We start from the raw sequence: 3837 nt of genomic DNA, 5'->3' as shown, positions 1-3837 counted from the left end.
CGCTGGGTCCAGGTCATCTTCCGCTATCTGACCCAGACCATGGACATCGAGGAAAACGTTATGCATGATGCAGCAGAACTGCTTCTTTCATCAACCAAGAAGGGTACGATCATGACGCTTGCCGAACGCCTGCTTCACAGGGGAAAACAGGAAGGACGCCAGGAAGGACGCCAGGAAGGACGCCAGGAAGGACGCCAGGAAGGACGCCAGGAAGGTCGATTGCTGCTTCTTCAGCGTCAACTGACCAAGCGTTTCGGACAGGATGTCCTGGATATTCGGGTCCAGGAACGCCTGCGCACGGCTTCTCCCGAACAGCTCGACCTCTGGGCCGAGCGCATCCTTGATGCCCGGGCCTTCGAGGATGTTTTCAGCGATTCCCCGGGAGATTCTGCCTGAATGTGTTGGGTGCGAAGGAACTTGAGGGCAATAGCATCGAGGAAAACGTTATGCATGATGCAGCAGAACTGCTTCTTTCATCAACCAAGAAGGGTACGATCATGACGCTTGCCGAACGCCTGCTTCACAGGGGAAAACAGGAAGGACGCCAGGAAGGCCGCCAGGAAGGTCGATTGCTGCTTCTTCAGCGTCAACTGACCAAGCGTTTCGGACAGGATGTCCTGGATATTCGGGTCCAGGAACGTTTGCGCACGGCTTCTCCCGAACAGCTCGACCTCTGGGCCGAGCGCATCCTTGATGCCCGGGCCTTCGAGGATGTTTTCAGCGATTTTCCGGAAGATCCGTCTTGAGAGTGGCTGCGGGGATGATGCCTTGGAGCGGATGGCAACCGATTTGGGCTGGATGTCCAGATAGTCGTTGCCGGATACCCCGCGCGTGCAGGGCTTGGTCGGAAATGTCGCTCTGGAGAGAGGAGATGATGAAAATTTTCCATCCCGACACAAGGCGTTTTTCTGATTTTTGGCACAAGCCGTCCACACAAATTCATGACTTTTGAGATTCCTTGAATTTTATCAGATTCGTGAAAAATCCCCAAACCCTTGATTGACGATCGTCGCAGGCGTCATCCCTTTTGCTTTCCATTCTTTCTTCAGCCTCCCTTAAAAATCATATGATTGCATTGTGATGTTTTAATCACATTCTGCGAAACCAAGCGAAGGATCGTTCGAGAGGCTGGCGAGGGCGTCCCCGCATTCTGCCTGACTCGCGTGGTCCGTGAGCGTGGTTTTGCATCCGTCGGCATCGCAGCAGCGGCAGACTCTGGCAAAGAAGCGTTTACGGTTTTTCGTTCGCTCCTCTTCCCACGGTTGTCGCAATTTGTGTCACAGCAATTGCGGTTGATGGATGATCGCGGTGATTTTATTTAGCATAATTCAGAAAATTATGATCGTTTATGTCGGAGTTGGATGATAATTTCATTATTCATGATTATTCGACATGTTTTTTTTCTGTTTTCAAAATTTTTGTTGACAATGCTCGCGATAGGTGTAGCACTGCTATCAAAGGCCTTGAGAAAAAAATAACAAGCTTGATATGCTTTAATTGCGGAAGGTTATCAGTTGTTTAGTGAACCAAACCAGATCAACGTGAGGGAATGTGACTATGCTGACGATACCAGAACAGGTCGTTGCTAGTTCAGCAGACGACAGCAGATCTATCCGTGGCAAGGCGGCCACGCCAAAGAAGCTTTTGTTTACGGTCAGTGACGACCCCAACATGTTCAACGGGCTGCGCTTTCTGTGCAGGTTTTTTGAGAACAAGAGCCGTTTTGACCTGACCCTCCTGTGCATGGCCTCTCCAGACAGTAATTACTGTCGCTGGCGTGCTGGAAAAGCTCAGCCGGCGGAGGCCGCGGGGCAAGCGGACACGGACAGCAATTGGCATCTTGCTCGGGAAGAGGCCATGCGCATGCTCCAGTGGGACGGATTTTCTTCAGGCCGCATCCAGGTAAAGAGCGCCTCAAGCATGATCTGCCGCATCGAGGACATCCAGGAAGAGATCGGCAACGAGGCTCACGATGCCGTGGTCATGGGCCGTCGCGGTCTGGACCGTCTCAAGGATTTCACTTCAAAGAGCCTCTCCCGCAGGCTCTTCGAGCGGCAGCCGGAGATTCCCATGATCCTCTGCCGCAAGCCGGACCTTAACCGCAAGAATGTGCTGTTGTGCGTGGATGGCTCGGAATCCTCGGATAACATGGCTCGGTTCGTGGCATCCATGCTGGAAGGGGAGTCGCATTTGGTCACCCTGTGCAACATCATCAGCGACACCTCCGACGATCGCGACAAGGCCACGGCCATATTCAACCGTTGCGAGGAGATCATGGGCAGTGAAGGCTTTGACGCGGGGCGACTGCGTCACATGATCTACCCTTCGGACTATGCGCCCCGGGCCATTCTCGACAACGCCAACTGGGGCAAGTTCGCCGTGGTTGCCGTGGGAACGACGGCAAATATGCGCAAGAATCTGCTTTTTGGTTCCGTCAGCAGCTTTCTTTTCAACGAGTTGACGGATTCGGTGCTCTGGGTTCACCCTTGAAGTTTGTAGGCAAGGTTCATGGCAGAGGCCGGCTTTCTATCGGAAACGCCGGCCTTTTTACGTTGCGGGCAGAGGCGTCCCAGGGGGGAGCATATCGGAAACCCGGGAACGTTTGGTGACGTCTGCTTTATTGAAAATAATCGGCCACAAGTCTCAAATGAGTTTTTTCGCAGCAATAAAATCATGGCTGTTCGCGCGATGTTCGTTTTGTAAAGATCCTATGGATGCTTTTTTACGAATCGTCCTTCCAAAATTCGCCCGGGCCATGGGGAAAGCAGATCGCGACAGTGCGATTTTCCAACCATGACCCCGTCATGACTGCACTGCAAAAAGTCGAGAAAGAACCTGGTGGTTATTTCTGTGAAGGGAAGAAACCTTTTTTTTTCAAATAGTTAAAAAGACATGGGTTCCCTTCTTCAAGAGGATGACGGCTTTTTGCAGTGACCTCTGTCATGGTTGGCGCGCTTGGTGCGGTTCACCGTGATTTCGAGTACGCTTTCACCCCTGACCAGTACGTGATCCCCAAGCAAAAGGTGGTGTTGTTTCTCTTGGCGATCCTGACGTAGTGGTCGCGCCATGCAAATGGTCAACAACATCCACGACGCGCTCTTTCGCGAAACCATGAGTCACAAGGAAGTCGCCGCGGATTTCATGCGTCAGTATTTGCCGGAGGCCGTCGTCAGGCATGTTCGCCTTGAAACCCTGGCCATCTGCAAGGATACCTTTGTAGCCCCGGACCAGACCATGCATCATTCGGATCTGCTCTACGAGGTCCGGCTCAGCGGTGACAGGCCCGCCTATGTCTATTTCCTGTTCGAGCACAAAAGCACGCCGGACCGTTTCGTGGCCCTGCAGGTGCTGCGCTACATGCTCGAAATCTGGGAACTGGCGCGCAAGCAGCGCAAAGCGCGCAGAATCCTGCCGCTTATCATCCCCATAGTGGTCTATCACGGCAAAACCAGGCAGCGGGCTGTTCATCTGGGCGAACTCGTGGATCTGCCGGACGACGGTTTCATGGCGTATGTTCCGGATTTTGCGCTGGCTTTCCATGATTTCTCTCCGGGATCCGAGGAGCGCATCAAGGGCTCCATCATTTTGCGTCTGATGTTGACCTGTTTCCGCGCCAAGAACGATCCGAGGGCCATCGAGCATCTGCTCGACATCTACAGGGTCCTGAGCGAGCTTGATGACGATGAGCCGTCCCTGCGCTGGGTCCAGGTCATCTTCCGCTATCTGACCCAGACCATGGACATCGAGGAAAACGTTATGCATGATGCAGCAGAACTGCTTCTTTCATCAACCAAGAAGGGTACGATCATGACGCTTGCCGAACGCCTGCTTCACAGG

The 3837-nt window shown here is 53.2% G+C and carries 4 protein-coding genes; all 4 read left to right on the top strand.

The window, feature by feature from the left end:
* Nucleotides 1-396 (top strand): DUF4351 domain-containing protein (locus BMZ24_RS20400; RefSeq protein ID WP_208599902.1); only part of this gene is annotated, 396 nt, incomplete at its 5' end.
* Between the two features lie 50 nt (nucleotides 397-446).
* Complete coding sequence (locus BMZ24_RS19245; protein WP_092194734.1) at nucleotides 447-746, top strand: DUF4351 domain-containing protein; 300 nt, start codon at nucleotides 447-449, stop codon at nucleotides 744-746.
* A gap of 811 nt (nucleotides 747-1557) precedes the next feature.
* Complete coding sequence (locus tag BMZ24_RS19240) at nucleotides 1558-2490, top strand: universal stress protein (protein ID WP_143077974.1); 933 nt, start codon at nucleotides 1558-1560, stop codon at nucleotides 2488-2490.
* Nucleotides 2491-3066: 576 nt separating this feature from the next.
* Nucleotides 3067-3837 (top strand): Rpn family recombination-promoting nuclease/putative transposase (locus BMZ24_RS19235; protein ID WP_092194731.1); only part of this gene is annotated, 771 nt, incomplete at its 3' end.

It is taken from the genome of Desulfomicrobium norvegicum, assembly GCF_900114595.1.
Lineage (GTDB): Bacteria > Desulfobacterota > Desulfovibrionia > Desulfovibrionales > Desulfomicrobiaceae > Desulfomicrobium > Desulfomicrobium macestii.
Note: the sequence above shows the minus strand (reverse complement) of the source record. Positions and strands in the feature narration are given on the sequence as shown.